At 63.7% G+C, this 20203-nt stretch carries 18 protein-coding genes; 6 read left to right on the top strand and 12 right to left on the bottom strand.

What is annotated here, in order from left to right:
* Positions 1 to 16: 16 nt before the first annotated feature.
* Positions 17 to 1477, bottom strand: coding sequence for a glutamate--tRNA ligase (gltX, locus tag ACK4SV_RS08105; protein WP_409917362.1), 1461 nt, complete (start codon positions 1475 to 1477; stop codon positions 17 to 19).
* A gap of 98 nt (positions 1478 to 1575) precedes the next feature.
* Here gltX and ACK4SV_RS08100 point away from each other — a divergent pair, with 98 nt between their 5' ends.
* On the top strand, positions 1576 to 3615 hold the full coding sequence (locus ACK4SV_RS08100) for a ComEC/Rec2 family competence protein (protein ID WP_409917361.1): 2040 nt from the start codon (positions 1576 to 1578) through the stop codon (positions 3613 to 3615).
* Here ACK4SV_RS08100 and lexA read toward each other — a convergent pair.
* The 6 genes from lexA to ACK4SV_RS08070 are packed head-to-tail and all read right to left on the bottom strand — an operon-like array spanning position 3596 to position 10065.
* Entirely contained in the window at positions 3596 to 4276 is a 681-nt protein-coding gene (gene lexA, locus ACK4SV_RS08095; RefSeq protein WP_409917311.1) for a transcriptional repressor LexA, read from the bottom strand. The two genes, ACK4SV_RS08100 and lexA, sit on opposite strands and share 20 nt — an antisense overlap.
* A gap of 60 nt (positions 4277 to 4336) precedes the next feature.
* Complete coding sequence (locus tag ACK4SV_RS08090) at positions 4337 to 5137, bottom strand: indole-3-glycerol phosphate synthase TrpC (protein ID WP_409917310.1); 801 nt, start codon at positions 5135 to 5137, stop codon at positions 4337 to 4339.
* Positions 5134 to 6165, bottom strand: coding sequence for an anthranilate phosphoribosyltransferase (trpD, locus tag ACK4SV_RS08085; RefSeq protein ID WP_409917309.1), 1032 nt, complete (start codon positions 6163 to 6165; stop codon positions 5134 to 5136). The genes ACK4SV_RS08090 and trpD overlap by 4 nt, the downstream gene beginning before the upstream one ends.
* Positions 6162 to 6734 carry an anthranilate synthase component II gene (locus ACK4SV_RS08080; protein WP_409917308.1) on the bottom strand — a complete coding sequence of 191 codons (573 nt, stop codon included), beginning with the start codon at positions 6732 to 6734 and terminating at the stop codon, positions 6162 to 6164. The genes trpD and ACK4SV_RS08080 overlap by 4 nt, the downstream gene beginning before the upstream one ends.
* Complete coding sequence (gene trpE, locus ACK4SV_RS08075) at positions 6731 to 8155, bottom strand: anthranilate synthase component I (protein ID WP_409917307.1); 1425 nt, start codon at positions 8153 to 8155, stop codon at positions 6731 to 6733. Before trpE ends, ACK4SV_RS08080 begins: the two co-directional genes overlap by 4 nt.
* Positions 8152 to 10065 carry a SurA N-terminal domain-containing protein gene (locus ACK4SV_RS08070; protein WP_409917306.1) on the bottom strand — a complete coding sequence of 638 codons (1914 nt, stop codon included), beginning with the start codon at positions 10063 to 10065 and terminating at the stop codon, positions 8152 to 8154. The genes trpE and ACK4SV_RS08070 overlap by 4 nt, the downstream gene beginning before the upstream one ends.
* 87 nt (positions 10066 to 10152) lie before the next feature.
* Here ACK4SV_RS08070 and tpiA point away from each other — a divergent pair, with 87 nt between their 5' ends.
* The 3 genes from tpiA (at position 10153) to ACK4SV_RS08055 (ending at position 13129) form a co-directional block, all read left to right on the top strand.
* Complete coding sequence (gene tpiA / locus ACK4SV_RS08065; RefSeq protein WP_409917305.1) at positions 10153 to 10905, top strand: triose-phosphate isomerase; 753 nt, start codon at positions 10153 to 10155, stop codon at positions 10903 to 10905.
* A gap of 87 nt (positions 10906 to 10992) precedes the next feature.
* Positions 10993 to 11430, top strand: a complete 438-nt coding sequence (secG, locus tag ACK4SV_RS08060) for a preprotein translocase subunit SecG (protein WP_409917304.1) — start codon at positions 10993 to 10995, stop codon at positions 11428 to 11430.
* A 64-nt stretch (positions 11431 to 11494) separates the two neighbouring features.
* Entirely contained in the window at positions 11495 to 13129 is a 1635-nt protein-coding gene (locus ACK4SV_RS08055) for a CTP synthase (protein WP_409917303.1), read from the top strand.
* A gap of 3 nt (positions 13130 to 13132) precedes the next feature.
* On the opposite strand, the gene ACK4SV_RS08050 is transcribed toward ACK4SV_RS08055, so the two are convergent.
* The 4 genes from ACK4SV_RS08050 to ACK4SV_RS08035 are packed head-to-tail and all read right to left on the bottom strand — an operon-like array spanning position 13133 to position 17931.
* A complete protein-coding gene (locus ACK4SV_RS08050) occupies positions 13133 to 14359 on the bottom strand; it encodes a class I SAM-dependent methyltransferase (protein WP_409917302.1) in 1227 nt (408 codons plus the stop codon).
* Positions 14352 to 15164 carry a DUF1365 domain-containing protein gene (locus ACK4SV_RS08045; protein WP_409917301.1) on the bottom strand — a complete coding sequence of 271 codons (813 nt, stop codon included), beginning with the start codon at positions 15162 to 15164 and terminating at the stop codon, positions 14352 to 14354. Before ACK4SV_RS08045 ends, ACK4SV_RS08050 begins: the two co-directional genes overlap by 8 nt.
* A complete protein-coding gene (locus ACK4SV_RS08040) occupies positions 15161 to 16477 on the bottom strand; it encodes an NAD(P)/FAD-dependent oxidoreductase (RefSeq protein ID WP_409917300.1) in 1317 nt (438 codons plus the stop codon). The genes ACK4SV_RS08045 and ACK4SV_RS08040 overlap by 4 nt, the downstream gene beginning before the upstream one ends.
* Positions 16474 to 17931 carry a cryptochrome/photolyase family protein gene (locus ACK4SV_RS08035; RefSeq protein WP_409917299.1) on the bottom strand — a complete coding sequence of 486 codons (1458 nt, stop codon included), beginning with the start codon at positions 17929 to 17931 and terminating at the stop codon, positions 16474 to 16476. Before ACK4SV_RS08035 ends, ACK4SV_RS08040 begins: the two co-directional genes overlap by 4 nt.
* Before the next feature lie 154 nt (positions 17932 to 18085).
* Here ACK4SV_RS08035 and rfaE2 point away from each other — a divergent pair, with 154 nt between their 5' ends.
* Positions 18086 to 19552, top strand: coding sequence for a D-glycero-beta-D-manno-heptose 1-phosphate adenylyltransferase (gene rfaE2 / locus ACK4SV_RS08030; RefSeq protein ID WP_409917298.1), 1467 nt, complete (start codon positions 18086 to 18088; stop codon positions 19550 to 19552).
* Positions 19549 to 19734 (top strand): hypothetical protein, encoded by a 186-nt coding sequence (locus ACK4SV_RS08025; RefSeq protein ID WP_409917297.1) that lies wholly within the window; start codon positions 19549 to 19551, stop codon positions 19732 to 19734. The genes rfaE2 and ACK4SV_RS08025 overlap by 4 nt, the downstream gene beginning before the upstream one ends.
* A 15-nt stretch (positions 19735 to 19749) precedes the next feature.
* On the opposite strand, the gene hspQ is transcribed toward ACK4SV_RS08025, so the two are convergent.
* On the bottom strand, positions 19750 to 20067 hold the full coding sequence (hspQ, locus tag ACK4SV_RS08020) for a heat shock protein HspQ (RefSeq protein ID WP_409917360.1): 318 nt from the start codon (positions 20065 to 20067) through the stop codon (positions 19750 to 19752).
* Positions 20068 to 20203 lie beyond the last annotated feature (136 nt).

Below are 20203 nucleotides of genomic sequence, written 5' to 3'. Positions count from 1 at the left end.
CGGTCTGAGCCGATGCTCAGCCGGCAAGTTGATCCCCGATACGCGCGAGCGTTTCCTCCCGGCCGAGCCATTCCATCACCGGCGCGAGGTCCGGTGCAGGAAGGCCGCCGGTCAGAGCGGCTCTGAGTGCTGGTCCAATCTGCCCCATGGATTGGCCTGTTGCAGCGCAATATGCCGCGATTGCTGCGGAAATGCCAGCCGCCGACCAGTCCTGCAATGTGTCGAATTCCCGCCTGATTGCAGCCAATCTGGCTTTGCCTTCATCGGACAGGGCCTTGACCGCTCCTTTACCTAACGGCAAGGGGCGGCGGACCCTCAGGAATTCAAATGCTGCGGCCAGTTCGATCAGCGTGCTGCCGCGCTCTTTCAAAGTGGGCAGGGCATTGCGGATGCGCGTCGTGTCCTCAGGCGTCAGTGCGCCGCTGGCCTCAAGAAACGGGACCAGCAGGCCGAACAACCGGTCTTCATCTGCCGCCCGGATAAAGTGGGCGTTGACCGCGGCGAGCTTGTCGAGGTCCAGCCGGGCAGGGGCCTTGTTGATGCCGGAGATGTCAAACGCTGCAATCGCTTCGGCTTCAGTGAATATTTCCTGGTCTCCCTGGCTCCAACCGAGGCGCAGGAGATAAGCCTTCATGGCCTCGGGCAGGTAGCCCATGTCCCGGTAAGCCGTCGTCGAGAGCGCGCCATGGCGTTTCGACAGTTTGGCGCCGTCCTGCCCATGGATCATCGGGACGTGCGCAAACTGAGGCACATCCCAACCCATGGCCTCATAGATGGGCACCTGGCGGAAGGTGTTGCGCAAGTGATCGTCGCCGCGGATGACATGCGTCACGCCCATGTCATGGTCATCGACGACCACGGCGAGCATGTAGGTCGGCGTTCCATCGGCGCGCAGCATCACGAGGTCATCGATTTCCGAGGCATCAATCGTGATCGTTCCCTGCACGCCGTCTTCGAGGGTCCGGGATCCGGCCTCCGGTGCGCGCAAGCGGACTGTAAATGGGGCGTCCGGTGCTGGCGGTTCGCCGCCGCTCCGCCAGGGGGAACGGAAAGGGGCAAGCAGCGCATCAGCTTCGGCCCGCAGCGCCTCGCGCTCTGCGTCGCTGAGGCCTTCCTGCCGCGCGGCAGCGCGCTTCTGCTCGCCCAGATCCCGCCGCGCCTGCAGCTCCTCCGCCGTCACGTAACATCGGAACGCTGTGCCTCGCCGGATCATTTCGTGCGCGACGGCAGCATGGCGCTCAGCCTGCGCCGACTGCATCACTGGCGGCTCGTCCGCCGTCAGCCCTAGCCACTCCATCGCGTCAAGGATGGCAGCTGTTGCCTCGGGGGTTGAACGTTCCCGATCAGTGTCCTCGATCCGCAGCAGGAACTTTCCGCCATGGCGGCGCGCAAACAAATAGTTGAAAAGTGCAGTCCGGGCGCCTCCAATATGCAACATTCCCGTTGGGGAAGGGGCAAACCGGGTAACCACGCGCATTCGATCCAGACTCCGAGACACCGGCGCTGGGGCCGTCCTGCGGTGGACAAACACGAGGATGGGGGCAAGTGCAAGAGGGCGGCAGACTCTTGTCACGGGTGAAAACAGAAGCGCCGGCACTGACAGGTGCGCGGCTGCGCCCGCTGCTGCTCGCCTTTGCCGCCTGCGCAGGCGCGGCGATCTATCTGACCTTGCCGTTTGAGCCGCAGCCGGAGGCAACCCTTCTCCTGGCCGGCGCGGTAGCCGTATCACTCCTGATCGTCCGGCAGGTGCGCAGGTCCGACGGGATCTACACTTTGCTAGTTGTCCTTGCGGGCATGAGTGCCGGGTTCGTTGCAGGAATGCTGAAGGCCGCCGATGCCGCTGCCCCCGCCATCCTGTCGGAGACCCGCCCCCTTATGATCGAGGGCTGGGTCACCGCCATCGAGCCTGGTCAGAACGGCGCCCGGCTCAAGATACAGGTACACGCCATCGCCGGGCTCGCCGCCGAGCAAACCCCACGCCAGGTCCGCGTCACCCATATGAGCTCTCTGGAAGTCTTCCCTGGCCGGTTTGTCCGCTGCTGGTCTGTGCTCCGGCCAGCACCGGCACCCTCCCTTCCGGGCGACTATGATTTCCGGCGCCAGGCTTATTTCGATCAGCTGGGTGCGGTGGGATACGTTCAGGGGCGCTGCCGGGGCGGGGCGCTCGGCCGCCCGGTCGGGAGGCTGGATCAGGCGGCTTTATGGATCGCTTCCAAGCGCCGGCTGATTGCCGAGCACGTCAATCGCGCCGGCGGGGAGCGGGCCGGCGGGCTCGCCGCAGCTCTGATCACCGGAGACCGGAGCTTCCTTCGGTTTGAGGATCAGGAAGCCTTGCGAAACACCGGGCTCGCTCACCTGCTCGCCATTTCCGGCCTTCACCTGTCGATTGTTGGCGGCCTCGTCTATCTGATAGCCCGCCGCGCGCTCGCCTTCATCGAGCCTCTGGCGCTTCGCTTTCCGGTTCAGAAAGTCGCGGCGTTTCTCGCCCTCGCAGCCTGTGCGGGATACCTCGTACTGTCCGGCGCCGGCGTATCGACCCAGCGGGCCTTCATCATGGCTTCGATCGTGTTTGCGGCGATCGTGTTCGACCGGTCCGCCGTCAGCCTGCGGACGTTTTCGATTGCGTTGCTCGCGATGGTGCTGATCTGGCCGGAGAGCGTCGTTACGCCGGGTTTCCAGATGTCCTTTGCCGCGACCGGCGCCCTGATCGCGTTCTACGCCAGCTGGCGGTCCCATCGCTCTGCACATCCGGGACGTATCCTCGGGCCGGTAGCCTTCGCCTGGGCGTCGATCATCATGACCTCCATCGTCTCTGACGCGGCAACGGCGCCCTATGCCCTCTATCATTTCGACAGGGTTTCACCCGTCGGGCTTTTCACGAACTTCACGGTGATGCCCATCATCACTTTTGTAACCGCCCCGCTCGCGGCAGTGACTTTGATCCTGCTCCCGTTCGGGTTCGCGGATGACGGGCTCGCCTGGTTTGGCAAGTCTCTCGAACTGGTCCTGTGGTTGTCGCATTCCTTTGAATCGCTCTCACCGGGACCTGTCCGTCCCACCGCCGCCATGCCGGCGATGACTCTGGTCCTTTTCTCCCTCGCGATGGCTTGTCTGATCCTGTTCAGGGGATGGCTGCGCATCGTGATGGTCGCCGGCTGGATCATCGCCGGCGCATTCAGCTGGCAGGCCGCCCCGCGCCTCGTCCTGCACTGGTCGCCTTCCGGAGCGGCTTTCATCGCGGGCGAAGACGGCATTGTCCGCCGCCACACTCTGACCAAGGGCGCGGGTCTGTCCCCGCTCAGATACTCATGGGTCGAGGATGCGCCCCCTTGCCCGCAGGAGGCGTGCACCATCACCGCCCTTGGAAAGGTTCAGGTTCGACAGGCACTGCAAGCGGGAGGGCTTGCTGCCGATAAGCCTCAGCCTGTCCTTGAGGTCAGGATAGATGAAGATCCGCCGATAATACTCACCTGGCAGGAGGTGGCAGCCACTGGCGGAACGACCTTGTTCCTGCAGGGCAGTCACCTACGCCTGCGAACGCCTGCGGCCTGCGGCGCGCGCCGATGGGCGCCCTGCGCGGGCAGTCCGGCACCGCCTAATCGTAGCGGCGAATGAGCGCGACGAGCCGTCCTTGCACTTCGACCCGGTCAGGTCCGAAAATCCGCGTCTCGAATGCCGGATTGGCGGCCTCCAGCGCGACGGACGCGCCCTTCCGGCGCAGCCGTTTCAGCGTCGCCTCTTCGCCATCAATCAGGGCCACCACAATATCGCCTGTCTGTGCCGTGCTCGTCCGCTTCAGGATAACCGTGTCGCCATTCAGGATGCCGACCTGGATCATCGAGTCGCCCTGCACCTCAAGCGCAAAGTAATCATCGCCCTCCGGCAGCCCGCCCGGGCTCGCGACCTGGCCATTGTCCTGCTGGATCGCAGAGAGCGGAGAGCCAGCAGCAATCCGGCCCACCAGGGGAATCATCGGCGCGCGGGGCGTCTCGATGCCTTGTGACGTGACCAATGCCGGCCGGAAGTCCCGCCGCTGACGGGAAGCGCCTGTCGGAATGGCCGAATCAGGCAGCTTCAACACTTCCAGGGCCCGGGCCCGGTTTGCGAGGCGCCGGATGAACCCGCGCTCTTCCAGCGCTGTGATCAGGCGGTGAATACCCGACTTGGATGCCAGATCGAGCGCCTCTTTCATTTCGTCGAAAGAGGGGGAAACCCCTGTCTCCTTGATCCTCTGATTGATGAAGAGCAGGAGCTCTTTCTGTTTGCTTGTCAGCATGGTGGCCTCCGCAGGGCGAATCTCTGTTCGCTTTTGTTCTATATGCGTTCCCGCTTCGGGTCAATCGGAACCGGCGGCAACCAGCTCGCGAACCGCCGCTGTTCTGCGGTTTCCCTGCTTCATAAGCCATTCGCCGATCAGGAAACGGCGCGCGCCGGTCATCCGCAGGCGGCAGATAGCGTCTACGGAGGAAATGCCGCTCTCAGATACGAGGTGCCGGCCCGGAGGCAGAAGCGCGGCCAGTCGCTCCGTCACGGTCAGGTCGGTGACCATCCGTTTAAGGTCCCGGTTATTGACCCCGATCAGGGGCGCGGGCAGGCGCAGCGCCCGCTCGAGCTCGGCCTCATCATGCGTCTCGACCAGCACATCCATGCCGAGTTCAACGCTGCTGGCATAAAGCTCCGCCGCCAGAGCATCGTCCGCAGACGACATGATGATCAGGATACAGTCGGCCCCGTGAGCGCGGGCTTCGGCGACCTGGATGGGATCAACCATGAAGTCCTTGCGCAGCATCGGCAGGGTGCACACAGACCGGATCGCTTCAAAATCCGCCAGTGATCCGCCGAAGCTGGGGCCATCTGTCAGCACAGACAGGCAGGCAGCGCCGCCCGTCTCATATTCCTTTGCGATTTCGCAAGGGTTCGCACCCGGAAGAATATCTCCGGCGGAGGGGCTGCGGCGCTTGATTTCACAGATCAGGGCATTCCTGGAGACGGCCGCTGCCTCCAACGCTGCGCCGAACCCGCGCGGCGGGGGAACGGAGCGGGCCATCCGTTCAAAATCGGCAAATGTCCGCCGGGCCTTCAGCGCCCGCACTTCCTCATGCTTATAGGCAATGATGCGATCGAGCGCCGTCGTCATGCCGGCTCCGTCCAGCGAGAAGCAGTCCTCAGCCTGCTGAGCGTTTCAGTCCCCCGGCCACTGTCGATTGCCTCGGCCGCAAGCCCGGCGCCTGTCTTCAGATCCGGCACAAATCCAGCCACCAGGAGGCCCGCAGCGGCGTTCAGCAGCACGATATCGCGGAAGGGGCCTTCGCGGCCATCCAGCAGGTCCCGGATAGCCGCTGCGTTCTCCTCAGGCGCGCCGCCTTCCAGCGACGAGATGGGGCTCACGGGCAAACCGGCATCGCCGGGATGCACCTCGAATTCGTGGAGGCCAGCATCGGACACTTCGCACACCAGCGATCTGCCCGAAATCGAAAGCTCATCGATTCCGTCCAGCCCATGCACCACCCATGCGCGCTTCGCACCGAGCGCAGCAAGCGCTTCCGCCATCGGCCGCACCCACATGCGGTCATAAACGCCGAGCACGGAGTATTCTGCGCCCGCAGGATTCGAGAGTGGGCCGAGCAGGTTGAAGATCGTCCGGATACCGAGCTTGTGGCGGACAGGGGCCACATGCCGCATCGCGGAATGAAAGCTGCGTGCAAACAGGAAGCCTACACCTGCCGTCTCTATACACTCCCGGAACGCGCCGTCCGAGAGTTCCAGTTCAACGCCGAGCGCTTCCAGCACATCGGCAGAGCCTGTCTTCGGCGGGACCGAACGGTTGCCATGCTTGGCCACGCGTCCGCCTGCCGCTGCGATGACGATGGCGCTGGCAGTGGAGGTGTTCAGCGATGTCCAGGGCAGTCCGCCTGTGCCGCATGTATCCAGCAGCGGGCCGTCGACGTTTACGCGGCGCGCATGTTGCCGCATGATCGTTGCGCCGGCGATCAGTTCCTGCGAGGTTTCTCCGCGGACGGCGAGCCCCATCAGGAAAGCGCCAATTTCCTCGGGAGCCGCTTCGCCGGCCAGCAGCAGGCTGAACGCGCCTTCCAGCATCTGCGGGTTCAGCGCCTCGCCGCGCGCAATGGCCCGGATCGCAAGGTTGAGGGCCTCCGGAGTCATGCCGTAACCTTCCTGAGAAAATTGGCGAGCAAGGCATGTCCATGCTCGGTCAGGATGCTCTCCGGATGGAACTGAACCCCATAAACCGGGCGATCTGCATGATGGAATGCCATGATCTCCCCATCATCCGTATGCGCATCAGCGATCAGGCAGCCGGGCAAACTTTCTGGGCTCACAGCGAGCGAATGGTACCGTACCACCTGGAACCGCTCCGGCAGGCCGGTCATGAGGCCACCGCCGCCATGGCTGATCTCCGAGATCTTTCCGTGCCGGATTTCCCGTGCACTGATGACATCTCCGCCATACGCCTGCCCGATGGCCTGATGACCGAGGCAGACACCCAGGATTGGCAGGTCCGCCGGCGCCGTCCGGATCAGGTCGAGGCAGATGCCAGCTTCGTTCGGGGTGCAGGGGCCGGGGGACAACAGGACCGCAGACGGCTTCAATGCCAGTGCTTCTGCAGCCGTCAGTTCGTCATTCCGGACGACATGCGTGCGCCCGCCCAGCTCCTCAAGATAATGGACGAGGTTCCAGGTGAAGCTGTCATAATTGTCGATGACGAGGATCACTGGTCGTACTCATAAGCAGCGGCGAGTTCGGCGGCACGCTTCAGCGCGCCGGACTTGTGCACGGTTTCATCGAATTCATACTCGGCTTCAGAATCGAGCACGACCCCGCCGCCCGCCTGGATATGGATCTGCCCGTCCTTCAGCACCGCTGTACGCAGCGCAATGCAGGTGTCGAGATCGCCGTTCCAGCCGAAATAGCCGACCGCGCCGCCATAGATGCCGCGCCGGTGCGTCTCCATCTCGTCGATGATCTGCATTGCGCGGATCTTCGGCGCGCCGGAGACGGTGCCAGCCGGAAATCCGGCGAACAGGGCATCCACCGCATCAAGCCCGGGGCGCAGATTGCCTTCCACATGGCTGACGATGTGCATGACATGGCTGTAGCGTTCGACGATGAATTGCTCTGTCACTTCGACCGAGCCATAAGCTGCCACCCGGCCCACATCATTGCGGCCCAGGTCCAGCAGCATCAGGTGCTCTGCGCGCTCTTTCGGATCAGACAGAAGGTCTTCGGCGCGTCTTGCATCTTCTGCCGCATCGCCGCTGCGCGGTCGTGTGCCGGCAATCGGGCGGATGGCGACGCGGCCATCGCGCACCCGGACGAGGATCTCCGGGCTCGACCCGACCAGCCTCACATCGCCCAGATTGATATGGAACATGAAGGCCGACGGGTTCAGCCGCCGCAGCGCGCGGTACAGGCTGATCGACTGGCGCGCGTAGGGCGCAGAAAAGCGCTGGCTGGGCACGACCTGGAAGATGTCACCGGCCCGGATATATTCCCTGCACCGGTCGACAATTTCGAAATAGCGCTCCCGGGACGTGTTCGAAACAAGCGCCACCGGCTCGGCATGCCCAGTCTTGGGTGGCACCGAGGGCAGCTGTTCCAGCTTCGCCTCGACCGCGTCCATCAGGGCCTCGATGCCGGCAGTGTCCTCGCCCGAGACGCGCCCCACAAGGATCAGTTCCTGGTAGATATGGTCGAAGATCAGGATGATCCTCGGGATGACCAGCAGCGCTTCCGGAACGCCCAGCCCGTCAGGCCGGGTAATGTTCACCGGCTCGACATGCTGGATCATGTCATAGCCCACATAACCGAACGCACCGGACCCCATCGGGGGCAGGGGCTCATCCGTGGAGGCCTCCGCCATCTTCGCAAAGGCGCGCAGCGCATCTACCGGTGAGCCAGGCATCGGGACGGCATCCGCAAAGCTGGCCGACTGGCTCAGTTCCGCCCGCCCGTCTTGGATGCGCAGCCACACCTCAGGCTCAAGCCCGATGAACGAGTAGCGCCCTAGCCGTTCGCCGCCGGCAATGGACTCAAACAGGAAACTTCCCGGAGCATCCGCTCCCAGCTTCAGCATCGCACCAACCGGTGTCTCGATATCCCCGATGCGCCGCCTGACGATCAGCCGCGCAGTCATCGGTTCCCCGAGATACTCTGCCGGTAGGCGTTGATTGCGGCATTGTTCTCCCGCAGCTTGACCGCCCGGCGGATTTCTTCGCCGAGTGCGATCTCAAGGTCTGCCTGCAGCGAAGCAATGATGTCGCTATTCGCATTCGCGCTGAGCCCCGCAATCACCGACGGGCTGGGCGGGATCACTTCTCGCACTTTCAGAACCGCGAAAAGTTCTGCTGCTCCAGTCGGCAAGGCGACCACATCGCCCTCCCGGGTCATGAAGGCGGCCTGCAGAACGGCGCCCGGCACACCCATGGCCTGGGCATTCAGGCGGGACACCGGTTGCGGCAGGGTCTCAAGCGGGCTGCCCGCTTCCTCCGCAGCCGCTTCAAAGCTGACGTCACCGGACCGGATACGGCCCGTCAGGCGTTCAATGGCGGTGGCGGTGGCTGTCGACAGGCGCTCGGCCATAAGCTGGCGGCGCACCGTCTCGCGAACGGTATCGAACTCGGGCAGCGCTGTCGGGAAGATTTCCCGGGGTGACAGCAGGAGCACAGTGCCGGAAGCGTCGAACCGGCTGCTCAGTTCATTGAGCGGCAACTGGAAGGCCTGTGTCAGCGCCTGCGGAAACGCCGCGAACGTGTCAAACCGGGCGCCTGAAGGCGTTACCCCGTTCCGGTCCAGCGGCATCAGGCTCAGGACCGGGACACCGAGTTCCGCTGCAATCCCTGACAATCCTTCGCCGGCAGCCATCCGCTCATCGAGCGTATCGAGGGCAACGGTCATCTGGAACCGCGCGCGCTCCCGCGCGAGGTTGAGCCGGATGCCCTCGGCCACTTCTTCAAGCGGCCTGACGGCTCCCGGCTGGACCGAGATCAGACGGGTCACCAGCCAGCCATTCGGGGTCTCGCGCGGCCCGAACATTGCGCCGCTCTGGCGTCCCCGGCCAAACATCGCTTCGCGCAGGGCCTCATCCGTAACGTCTGCCGCGCGCCCCGTGCGCAGGCGCAAGGAGGACGAGCCGGGCACTGTGTTGGGATCAGCGCCGCCAGCGAGCAATCCGAACCCGTTACGCGCCAGGTCGCGTGTCGGGAAATACATTTCCACGAAAGTGCGCTGGTCGGGCTCGGAAAACTGTTCCGACTTGGTTGCTTCGTAGATGGTCGCGATTTCCTGCTCGGTCACTTCAACCTGGCCGGTGAAATCATCCGCCGAAATCAGCAGCACATCGAGGGCACGCCGCTCCGGGATACGCAGGGCTTCGATATTGGCATCATAAAAGGCGCGGATTTCTTCGTCCGTAGGGGCGGCCGGTGGTTCTGCCGTGGAGGCGTCATAGAAGAACCACGCCACATCCCGCGTCTCTGCAAGGAACCGTGCCTGAAGCGAGACCAGCGATTGCGGCGCGACGACGGCTGAAGAGGTGCCGGTACGCATCAGGTCGATCAGGATGTCGTCCTTGACCTGGCGTTCGAACTGAGCCGGCGTCATGCCCAGTTGGCCCAGCCGGTCGCGCAGCACTGTGGGGTCGAGTTCGCCGGTCAGCGGGTTCTGGAAGGCGGTGATCGAGCTGATCTGCTGAATGGCGGCCTCTGCCGAAGGCAAAAGTCCGATACTGTCGGCATAGCCGAGCAGGATCAGGCGTTCCTTTTCAACGGTCAGGACCTGGTCAATCAGGCCGGATTCCAGGGCGTCAGACTTGGTGACGGCTTTGTCTGACCTTGTGTTGATGTCCCGCAGGATCGCTTCGACGCGCCGGTCGAAATCTGCGGGTTCGAGCGTCCGGGTCCCTGCGCGCGCAAGGCCTCCGCCAACGCCGCCGCGCAGCTGGTTGAAGAACTCGTCGACACCCCAGGCCGCCATCCCGACGATCATGATCATCAGGATCAGCTTGCCGACGGGCGTGCGCAGAAGATTCTTCATTGAGGCGAGCATGGAACAACGTCTCTGTCTGGGGATTTGCCGGATGGCTCAGTGCTTGCTAGGCGACCGGTTTGTGAGTTGCAAGAGAGGGAAAGCCGGGTGCCTCGTACACTGATTGCCGGAAACTGGAAAATGAATGGCCTGCGGGCCGACCTTTCGACCCTGAAGGAGGTTGCCGCTGCGTTACCGCCGGATCAGGACAACCCAGAAGTCCTGCTGTGTGTGCCGGCCACCCTGATCGCATCTGCTGCCGATGCAGCAGCCGGAAGCCCGCTGCGAGTCGGCGGGCAGGCCTGCCATGCAAAGGAGAAGGGCGCTCACACCGGCGATCTGTCCGCCGCGATGCTGAAAGATGCCGGCGCTAGCCATGTAATCGTCGGCCATTCCGAGCGCCGGGCCGATCATGGAGAAACCAGTGCTTTTGTCGCAGAACAGGCGGCAGCGGCCATCAAGGCGGGCCTTACCCCCATCATCTGCGTCGGCGAAACACTTGCTGAGCGGGAGCAGGGGCAGGTCTCGGACGTGATCTCGCGCCAGATCGCCGAGTCTGTGCCAGCCGAGGCCCAGCCCGGCAGTTTTGTTGTCGCCTATGAGCCTGTCTGGGCGATCGGGACGGGTAGGGTGGCTGGTCCGGAGCAGATTGCAGAGGCCCATGGCCTGATCCGCAAGCTCCTGACCGACCGTTTCGGCGCCGCAGCCAGCGAGGTCCGCATCCTCTATGGTGGCAGCATGAACCCGGCAAATGCATCCGAAATCCTGCAGGTTGAGAACGTCAATGGCGGCCTGATCGGCGGTGCGAGCTTGAAGGCGGCCGACTTCCTGTCCATCTACACTGCAGCATCCGCCCGATAGACTGGCATTAGACTGGCCCCGGAGGCTTGGCGAACCGCGTCAATGGCGATAAGCGGGCGCCTTGGATTCACGAAAGCGCCGCGACCCATGCAGAACGTCATCCTTGTCATTCACATCCTCGCCTGCCTGGCGATGATCGGCCTTGTGCTGGTTCAGAAGTCGGAAGGCGGCGGTCTGGGGATCGGCGGGGGCGGCGGTAACTCGCTGATGTCAGGGCGCGGCGCGGCCGGTGCGCTCGTGCGCGCCACCATGCTGTTCGGCGCGGTGTTCTTCATTACCAGCCTGACTCTGACTTCAATTGCCAACCGGAGTTCCGACAATCGCACCGGGATCGAGCGCGCGCTGGAACGCGAGGCTCCGGCCGCACCGGCAGGCCCGATCGACCTGTTCGATCCGACGGCGCCGCTGCTTACGGATTCCTTGCCTGCACCGGCCCAGCCGGCAGCGCCTCCGGCGCCTGATGCTGCGCTCACGCCGGGCGAAGCAGATGGATCCGATGACGCCGAGCCGGAAAATCCCCAGTAATTCCCGCAACCGGTTTTGCGGGCGCTGACGCATCCGGCGCGAATCATTCCATGAGTGTGGCCCCATGATCCGCTATATTTTCATCACTGGCGGCGTGGTGTCTTCTCTCGGCAAGGGAATCGCCTCAGCCGCGCTCGGAGCCTTGCTGCAATCTCGCGGCTATGGCGTGCGCCTGCGCAAGCTCGACCCCTATCTCAACGTCGATCCCGGGACGATGAGCCCGCGCCAGCATGGCGAAGTGTTCGTCACCGATGACGGCGCCGAGACCGATCTCGACCTGGGCCATTATGAGCGCTTCACCGGCGTCTCCGCCCGCCAGTCAGACAACATCACCACTGGCCGGATTTACCAGAACATCATCGAGCGGGAGCGCCGCGGCGACTATCTCGGCGCCACCATCCAGGTGATCCCGCACGTCACCAATGAAATCAAGGCCTTCGTACTGAACGATCCCGGCGCTGGCGTGGACTTCGTGCTGTGCGAGATCGGCGGCACGGTGGGCGACATCGAAGGCCTGCCTTTCTTCGAGGCAATCCGCCAGCTCGGCCAGGAACTCGGCCCCGACCGTGCCCTGTTCATCCATCTGACGCTTTTGCCCTACATCCCAGCCGCCGGCGAGATGAAGACCAAGCCGACGCAGCACTCGGTCAAGGAACTGCGCTCCATCGGCATCCAGCCGCAGATTCTCCTCTGCCGCTGCGACCGGCCGATCCCGGAGAATGAAAAAGGCAAGATCGCCAGCTTCTGTAACGTCCGCCCCTCCAGCGTGATCGAAGCCCGCGATGTCGGCCACATCTATGATGTCCCGATCGCTTACCACACCGAAGGCCTCGACACCGAAGTGCTCGCCCATTTCCGGATCCAGGATGCGCCGCCGCCGGACCTGTCGGCCTGGCAGCGCATCGCCCACACGATCCGCAATCCGGACGGGGAAGTCAGCATCGCGCTCGTCGGCAAGTATACCGACGTGCCGGACGCCTACAAATCCGTCAGCGAGGCCCTCGGCCATGGCGGCGTCGCCAATCAGGTGAAGGTCGATATCCGGCTGATCGATTCCGAACAGTTCGATGATCCCGACGCCCGCCTCGAAATCCTCGACGGCGTCCATGGCATCCTTCTGCCCGGCGGCTTCGGTGAGCGCGGCGCGCACGGCAAGATGCGGGCAGCGCGCTATGCCCGCGAGAAAAAGATCCCGTGCCTAGGCATCTGCTACGGTATGCAGCTCTCCGTCGTCGAGGCGGCCCGCAACCTCGCCGGCATCGCAGATGCCTCCACCAGCGAGTTCGGCCCGACGCCGGAACCTGTCGTCGGCCTGATGAGTGAATGGACGCGCGGGAATGAGAAGATCACCCGCGATGCCAGCACGGACCTCGGCGGTACCATGCGCCTCGGCGCCTATCCGGCGCGGCTGCGTGAGGGCAGCCTTGTCTCGCAGGTCTACGGCGCCTCAGACATTTCAGAGCGCCACCGCCACCGGTATGAAGTCAATGCCGATTACATCCCGCGCCTCGAGGCCTCCGGCATGATCTTCTCCGGCATGTCGCCCGATGGCCGCCTGCCGGAGATCGTCGAGCTGCAGGACCATCCCTGGTTCATTGGTGTGCAGTTCCATCCCGAGCTCAAGTCCCGGCCGTTCGAACCGCACCCGCTTTTCGCCGGTTTTATCGCGGCCGCCGTCCGCCAGTCCCGCCTCGTCTAAGCCTCAGCCCCGGGTCAGCTGGAACTGGCCGACATTGATCCGGCCATCGCTGAAGCCGGCCTCGCAATAGCTGAGATAGAAGTTCCAGAGGCGCCGGAACGGCTCGTCAAAGCCGAGCGCGCAAATTTCGTCCCAGCGTCCATTGAATGCCCGCGCCCACTCCCTGCAGGTGCGCGCATAATCCTGTCCGAAATAGGCAACTCCGTCATGCCTGAGACCGGCTTCCGCAGCCTGTTCCTTTAGGACTTCCTCGCTGATCAGCATTCCGCCCGGAAAGATGTATTGCTGGATAAAGTCGACCCGGCTGCGATATTTCGGGAACAAGCGGTCTTCGATGGTGATGATCTGCAGCGCCGCGCGCCCGCCCGGCTTCAGCGATGAGTGTACCTTCGAGAAGTAACTCGGCCAGTAGGCCTCGCCGACAGCCTCGAACATCTCGATGGAGGCGACCCCGTCATAGCTTCCCTTGTGGTCGCGGTAGTCTTCCAGCCGGATGTCCACCAGCCCGGAGAGGCCCTGCCGCGCCATCCGCGCCTCGGCATAATCGCGCTGTGCCGGAGAAATCGTCAGGCAGGTCACCCGGCTTCCCCGTTGTTTGGCGGCATACTCCGCAAACCCGCCCCAGCCGCAGCCAATCTCCAGGATATGGCTCGACGGCCCGGCATTCAGCCGGTCGCAGATATTGCGGTATTTGTTCATCTGCCCCTGTTCCAGCGACTGGTTGGGGCTTTCGAACAGGGCAGACGAATAGGTCATGCTCGGATCCAGCCATTTCTCGTAAAAGGCATTGCCGAGGTCATAGTGGGCCATAATGTTGCGCCGCGCGCCCGAGCGCGAATTGCGCCGCGCGAACACGTGCTGCAACATGTTCATGGAGCGCACGAGCCATCCGCCCCGTGCGAGGCGCGAGGCTGCATCGAAATTGGCGGAGAAGAACCGCAACACAGCCGTCAGGTCGGGCGTCGACCAGAGCCCTTCCATATAGGTCTCACCGAAGCCCACGTCCCCGGCCGCAATCGCAGGCTTCACGAAGTCATAATCATGCACTTCGACCGTGGCCTCAGGCCCGTCTGCGGCATTTACGAAGCTCAGCCGCCGCCCATCCGGCAACACGAACGTCAGCTTCCCGTATTCGGTCTTGAGCAGCCACAGGCACACAATCCGGAAACTCGCCGGTACACCCTTCAGTCCACGGATGGAGGTGGGTGTCGCAACTATCAATTCAGCCATGCGAGGCTCCGGTGTTCTTCGTATCAGGCGCGGGCAGGGGGCTCGCATAGGTCGCCACGGATTTTGGCGGGGACGGCTTGCGGCGATAGCCTGCGCCCTTGAGCCAGATCCGCAGCGCCTGCCAGTGGATCGCGGCCACTACACCGAGAGATGACAGAGGCTGGGTTACCGCCAGTGACACCAGCGGCCAGGCGCGCGCGTCTTCCCGGCGCGCGGTGATGCTCGCCATATGGACGCGCTCGCCATTCTCAAGGGACTCAACCATCAATGACATTTTTTCTTCCGGCGCTCTCAGCGTGAACCGGTACATTCCAGTCACGTCGAAAAATGGCGAGACGTGAAACTGCTTGTCCGCCGCGTGCCGGGCCCGGGGACTGTCCGTACGCGCAACATAGCAATGACGCTCGCCGAAGGTATTGTTCACTTCATAGATCACGCCGCCAAGGCTGCCACTCCGGTCATATCCGTACCAGGTCGATATCGGGGCAAATTTGAAGAACAGGTGGCGCGGAAAGCTAACCAGCCGGATCGGTCCGCCGCCGAGATCAATACCGGCCCCCGCAAATAATTCCTCCGCCCACTGCCGAAGGGACGCGCCCTTTCGCTTCGGGCCATGATCTTCCGCACGGAAGGAGAACAGGCCCGGACGCCCGACGCGGAACAGCGGCGTCACGCGCCCGGCTTCTTCAAGCCGGTCAATGTCGAGGTCAACGAGCGCAATACGGTAGCGGAACCGCCGCCGGAACGGCGTGTATCGCTCGTGCACCGTCTGGCCGAGCCATAATTGCAGGGAAGGGGCGTTCAAGCCGAAACCTCCGCAGCTGCCGGGACAAGCTGAAAATGGGGTTTGGACCCGTAGGTGTCCACATGTTTCGCTTCCCACGGGACACGTCCACCAAGCGCGAAGGCTGCGGCCAGGCCCGATTTCAGGCCGTCTTCATGGAAGCCCCGGCCCATCCACGCGCCGGCGAACCACAAACCATCCTTACCCTGAATACGTTTCAGGCTGCGCACGGCAGCTTCCGCCGGTGCATCGAATTGCGGGTGATCGAAACTGTATTCATGGAATGTCAGCGCCGGATCGGGCGGCTCTGCAGGGTTGAGGGTGATGAACACAGGGCGTTCGGGCGGCAAGCCCTGCAGCCGGTTCATCCAGTAGCTGAGGCATATGTCCCCATTATCCTGTTTCAGTACGTTCCAGCTGGCCCAGGCCGCCTTGCGCTTCGGCATCAGGCGCGGATCACGGTGCAGGAAAATCCGATTGGGCCGGTAATGTACAGACCGGAGCAGGAAGGACTGATCCTCATACCGGTCGGACACGAGTCGCAAGGCATCGTCGGAATGCCCGGCGAGGATCACATCATCGAACACTTCCGTCCCGCCGCCGCGCAGCGCAACACCGGTTTTGTCTCCGAAGGGGAACACATGGTCTATATCAGCGCCCAGTCTCAGCCGCCCCCCCAGCGCTGATTGCACTTTCGCCACATATGACTGGCTGCCACCGGTCACCGTCCGCCATTTCGGGCGTTCCTTGTGCATCAGGCGGTGATTGTCGAAGAATTGAAAAAAGCTCAGTGCCGGGAAAGTCAGCATACGGTCTTCGGGCGTCGACCAGATGGCCGCGCCCATCGGCAGGATGTAATTGTCCCGGAACGCCTCATCGAAGCCATGCCGGTCGAGCCATGCACCCAGCGTCGTGTCGGTGATCGCGCCTTTTTCAAGTTCCGTACGTGCAAGGTCGTTGAAACGCAGGATCGTGCGCCAGAAGGTGTGAAATTTCGGGCTGAAAAGATTGCCCGGTTGCGCAAACAATCCCGAACCGGTCGACGCCCATTCCCACCCCTGAGGATCAGAGACCGCAAAGCTCATGTCCGAAGCCTGCGTCCCGACGCCGAGGGCATCGAAAAAGCCGATCAGGTTCGGATAGTTCAGCGCATTGTAGACGATGAAGCCGAGATCGACCGCCGTCTGATGTCCGTCATAGTCAAACACATGCGTGCAGGCATGTCCGCCGGGGCGGGTCTCGCGTTCGAACAATACGACGTCCGCATGGTCTTTCAGCGCCCAGGCTGCGCCCATGCCGGAGATGCCGGCGCCGATAACTGCAATACGTTTCATGAAGAGGCCTGTTTTTCCTTGAGCGACTGGTACGCGCCAAGCGCGCGCTCCCGGCCGGTTGAATGGTCGATGATCGGTTTTGGATAGGTCACGCCGAGGTCCACGCCCGCGCGGGCCAGTGTCGCGCCATCGGCCTCGAAAGGCGCATGGAGGAATTTGAGCGGAACCTTCGCCAGTTCTGGACACCAGCGGCGCACATACTCTCCGGTTTCGTCAAACTTCTGACCCTGCGTGATCGGATTGAACACCCGGAAATAGGGCGCCGCATCTGCGCCGCTGCCAGCGGTCCATTGCCAGCTCGCCGGATTTGACGCCGGGTCTGCATCCACCAGCGTATCCCAGAACCAGGCTTCGCCGGCCTGCCATGGCAGCAGCAGGTGCTTGGTCAGGAAGGAAGCCACGATCATTCGGACGCGGTTGTGCATCCAGCCAGTATGCCACAGCTGGCGCATACCTGCATCGACGATGGGGTAGCCCGTCATCCCCCGCTGCCAGGCGCGCAGCGCGTCGGCATTCTTCTGCCACGGCATGGCATCGAAAGAGGGGTTGTAGTTTTCCGTCGCAAGGTCCGGATTGAAGTAGAGCAGGGTGTAGGAGAATTCCCGCCAGGCGATTTCTGACAGGAATACCCGGGCCGACGCCTCATTGATCCGGCCCGCTTCGGCCAGCGCGGTGGTCCGCCGCCAGATCGTCACCGGGCTGATCTCGCCAAACCGCAGGTGCGGCGACAGGGCCGAGGTCGAATCGGCCAGGTCCGGCCGGTTCCGGTTGCTGCTGTAGCCATCGACCGGCCCGTCGAGGAATGCATCCAGCCGCGCCGCCGCGCCCGCTTCGCCCGGTGTCCAGCTTTCCGCGAGCCCGGATGACCAGTCGGGCCGGGTGGGGTGCAGGCCCCAGCCGCCAAGCTCCTCTGATTGCACCTTCACTGTCTCAAGCCGCTTTGGCGGCGGCAGGTAGGCCGGGCATGAATAGTTGGCCTGAAGGGCCTTCCAGAACGGCGTGAACACCCGGTACCAGCCCCCGGCGCCGGTTTTCAGCTCCCAGGGTTCCACCAGCAAGCGGCCATTGAAGCTCCGGCAATCAAGGCCCAGCGCCTTCAACCGGTCCTTCAGCGCAGCGTCCGCGTCCCGCTCCGGCTGGCCGTAGCGCCGGTTCCACACAACAGCGTCCGCGCCGCTTTCGCGGGCAATGCCGCGGATCACCTCGCCTGCCTCGCCGGTGCGCAGCACAAGCCGCCCCCCAAGCGCTTCCAGACTGTCGCCGAGGGCCTTCAGGCTCTTGTCCAGCCACCAGTTCGAGGCCCCGCCATGGGCGCGCGGGGCGCCGCTGCCGGTCTCGCGAATGTAGAGGCAGATCACTAGGCGCCCCGTGCCCGCTGCCCAGCTGAGGGCAGGGTTGTCTGCTAGCCGCAGGTCTTCGCGAAACCAGAGGATGATCGGGGCGGCGGAAGCCATGGTCAGGCGGAAAATCCTGCTTGTGTTTCAACACTCTTGGTACGCGGGTGCGTTCTCTGCGGATCACCCGGCGCAGTGCTTCGGCCTTTCACCGGCGCTCCCGCAAGGCTATAGCCGAAATCTTTCCACAGCTTCTTGTGAATGGCAGTCCCCTTTGAGCTCCAGTCTGGCTGAAATCCTCGCCCGCGCGTCCGGCAAGCGGGTCATTGTCGTCGGCGATGTCATGCTCGACCGGTTCGTCTACGGTGATGTGGCCCGCGTCTCGCCCGAAGCGCCGGTGCCGGTGCTGCGATACAACCGCCAGGCCGCCATGCCTGGCGGCGCCGCGAACGTTGCCCGCAATGTCGCCTCGCTCGGCCTTGCCCCGGTCCTCATCGGGGTCTGCGGCGACGATGAGCCGGGCACGGAGCTCGCTCATGTCCTGTCCGCCGAAGCGGGCGTCATCGCCTTTCTCGAAGTTGCACCGGGCCGCCCGACGACGGTCAAGACGCGGTTTGTCGCCGGCGGACACCAGCTCCTGCGCCTCGATGCAGAGGATGCCCGGCCGCTTGATGCCGAAACCGCAGACAGGATCATCGCGCGCGCCAGAGAGGCGCTTGGCGCCGGCGCCGCCGTGCTGCTCCTCTCGGATTACTCAAAAGGCCTGCTGACGGATCGCGTGCTTGCAGACGTAACGGATCTCGCCCGCAGCGCGGGCGTGCCTGTCATCGCCGACCCTAAAGGCCGCGATTTTTCGCGTTATGGAGCGGTCGATCTGATCAAGCCGAACGCCTCCGAACTCGCGGCGGCAATCGGCCTGCCTGTTGGCGACAATGTAGAAGCCGAGCGTGCCCTGTCCGCAGCTCTGGAGGCGTTTCCGGCGCGCGCAATTGTCGTCACGCGCGCCGCGCGCGGCATGTCGCTCCTCGAACGGGGAGGCGCTGTCCGCCATCAGGCCGGACGGGCCCGCGAGGTCTACGATGTCTCCGGCGCCGGTGATACGAGTCTCGCAGCGCTCGCAGCAGGCCTTGCGGGCGGCGGTTCGCTCGATGACGCTGCCGCGCTGGCCATTGCGGCCTCCGGCATCGCGGTCGGAAAATCCGGCACGGCCACCGTCACCGCTGCCGAAATTGCGGCGTCCCTGTCCGAAGGCGCTGGTGCGGCAAAGCCCGGCCTTCAGACGCTCGACGCCCTCGTCGGCCAGGTCGAGCGCTGGCGCGCCGCCGGGCTGCGGATCGGCTTTACCAATGGGTGTTTCGACATCCTTCATCCGGGACACATCCGCGTCTTCCAGGAAGCCCGCGCCCGCTGTGACCGGCTGATCGTCGGCCTCAATTCGGATGCCTCGGTCCGCCGGCTGAAAGGGCAGGGCAGGCCGGTCAATACCGCAGACTCCCGCGCGGCTGTTCTGTCAGCGCTCGGCGCAGTCGATGCTGTCGCAGTATTCGAGGAAGACACGCCGATCCGTCTCATCGAGGCCCTCACGCCCGACCTTCTGGTCAAGGGCGGCGATTATACCCGCGACACCATTGTCGGCGCGGACCTCGTCGAGGCGCGGGGAGGGGATGTTCTGATCGTGCCGACCCTGCAGGGCCATTCCACCACTGCCACCATCGCCCGCAGCGGAAAGTCCGGCGCATGAGCCCCGAGGCCGGATCCGCCGCCGCCCAGCTCTGGCGCCAGTATGGAGAGGATGCCGTGGTGATCGCAGTCCTGCGCGCAGCGGAAGTCGCCGCCATGGGCGACCTTGAAGCGCTGAACCACTGGGATGAAGTCCGCGAAATCCTGACAGCGATGGCAGCGCCGGAAGGGCCCTCAAACTGACAGGCCAAGCCAATTTCAGTTGGTCGCGTGCTTCTTCAGCTCATAGGTACCGATCCCGGTCATATCGAACCATTCTGGTATATCCGGATGGCTGAGCGGGATGTCGGAATCATCCGCATCCAGGTTCTGTTCGGACACATAGGCGATGTAATGCGTCCGCTCATTTTCCGCGAACAGGTGGTAAAAGGGCTGGTCCTTGCGAGGGCGCACCTCTTCCGGGATGGAGTCGTACCATTCCTCGGTGTTCGAGAATTGCGGATCCACGTCGAAGATCACGCCCCGGAACGGGAAAACCTTGTGGCGGACAACCTGTCCGATCTGGAATTTGGCGATATGGGTGGAGACCGCGCCATAGGTAAAGCGCTCATCGACCTGGTCTGTAAGCAGCAAAGGCTCGGCTTCCGCCGGTTGCGGCCGCCCCCGAAAGATTGAGGCAAACCAGGCGCCTAGGCTCCGTCTACTGGTCATT

Origin of the sequence: Hyphomonas sp., assembly GCF_046313735.1 — a bacterium.
Classification (GTDB): domain Bacteria; phylum Pseudomonadota; class Alphaproteobacteria; order Caulobacterales; family Hyphomonadaceae; genus Hyphomonas.
The sequence above is the reverse complement of the archived record's forward strand: the minus strand, read 5'-3'. Positions and strand labels throughout refer to the sequence as shown.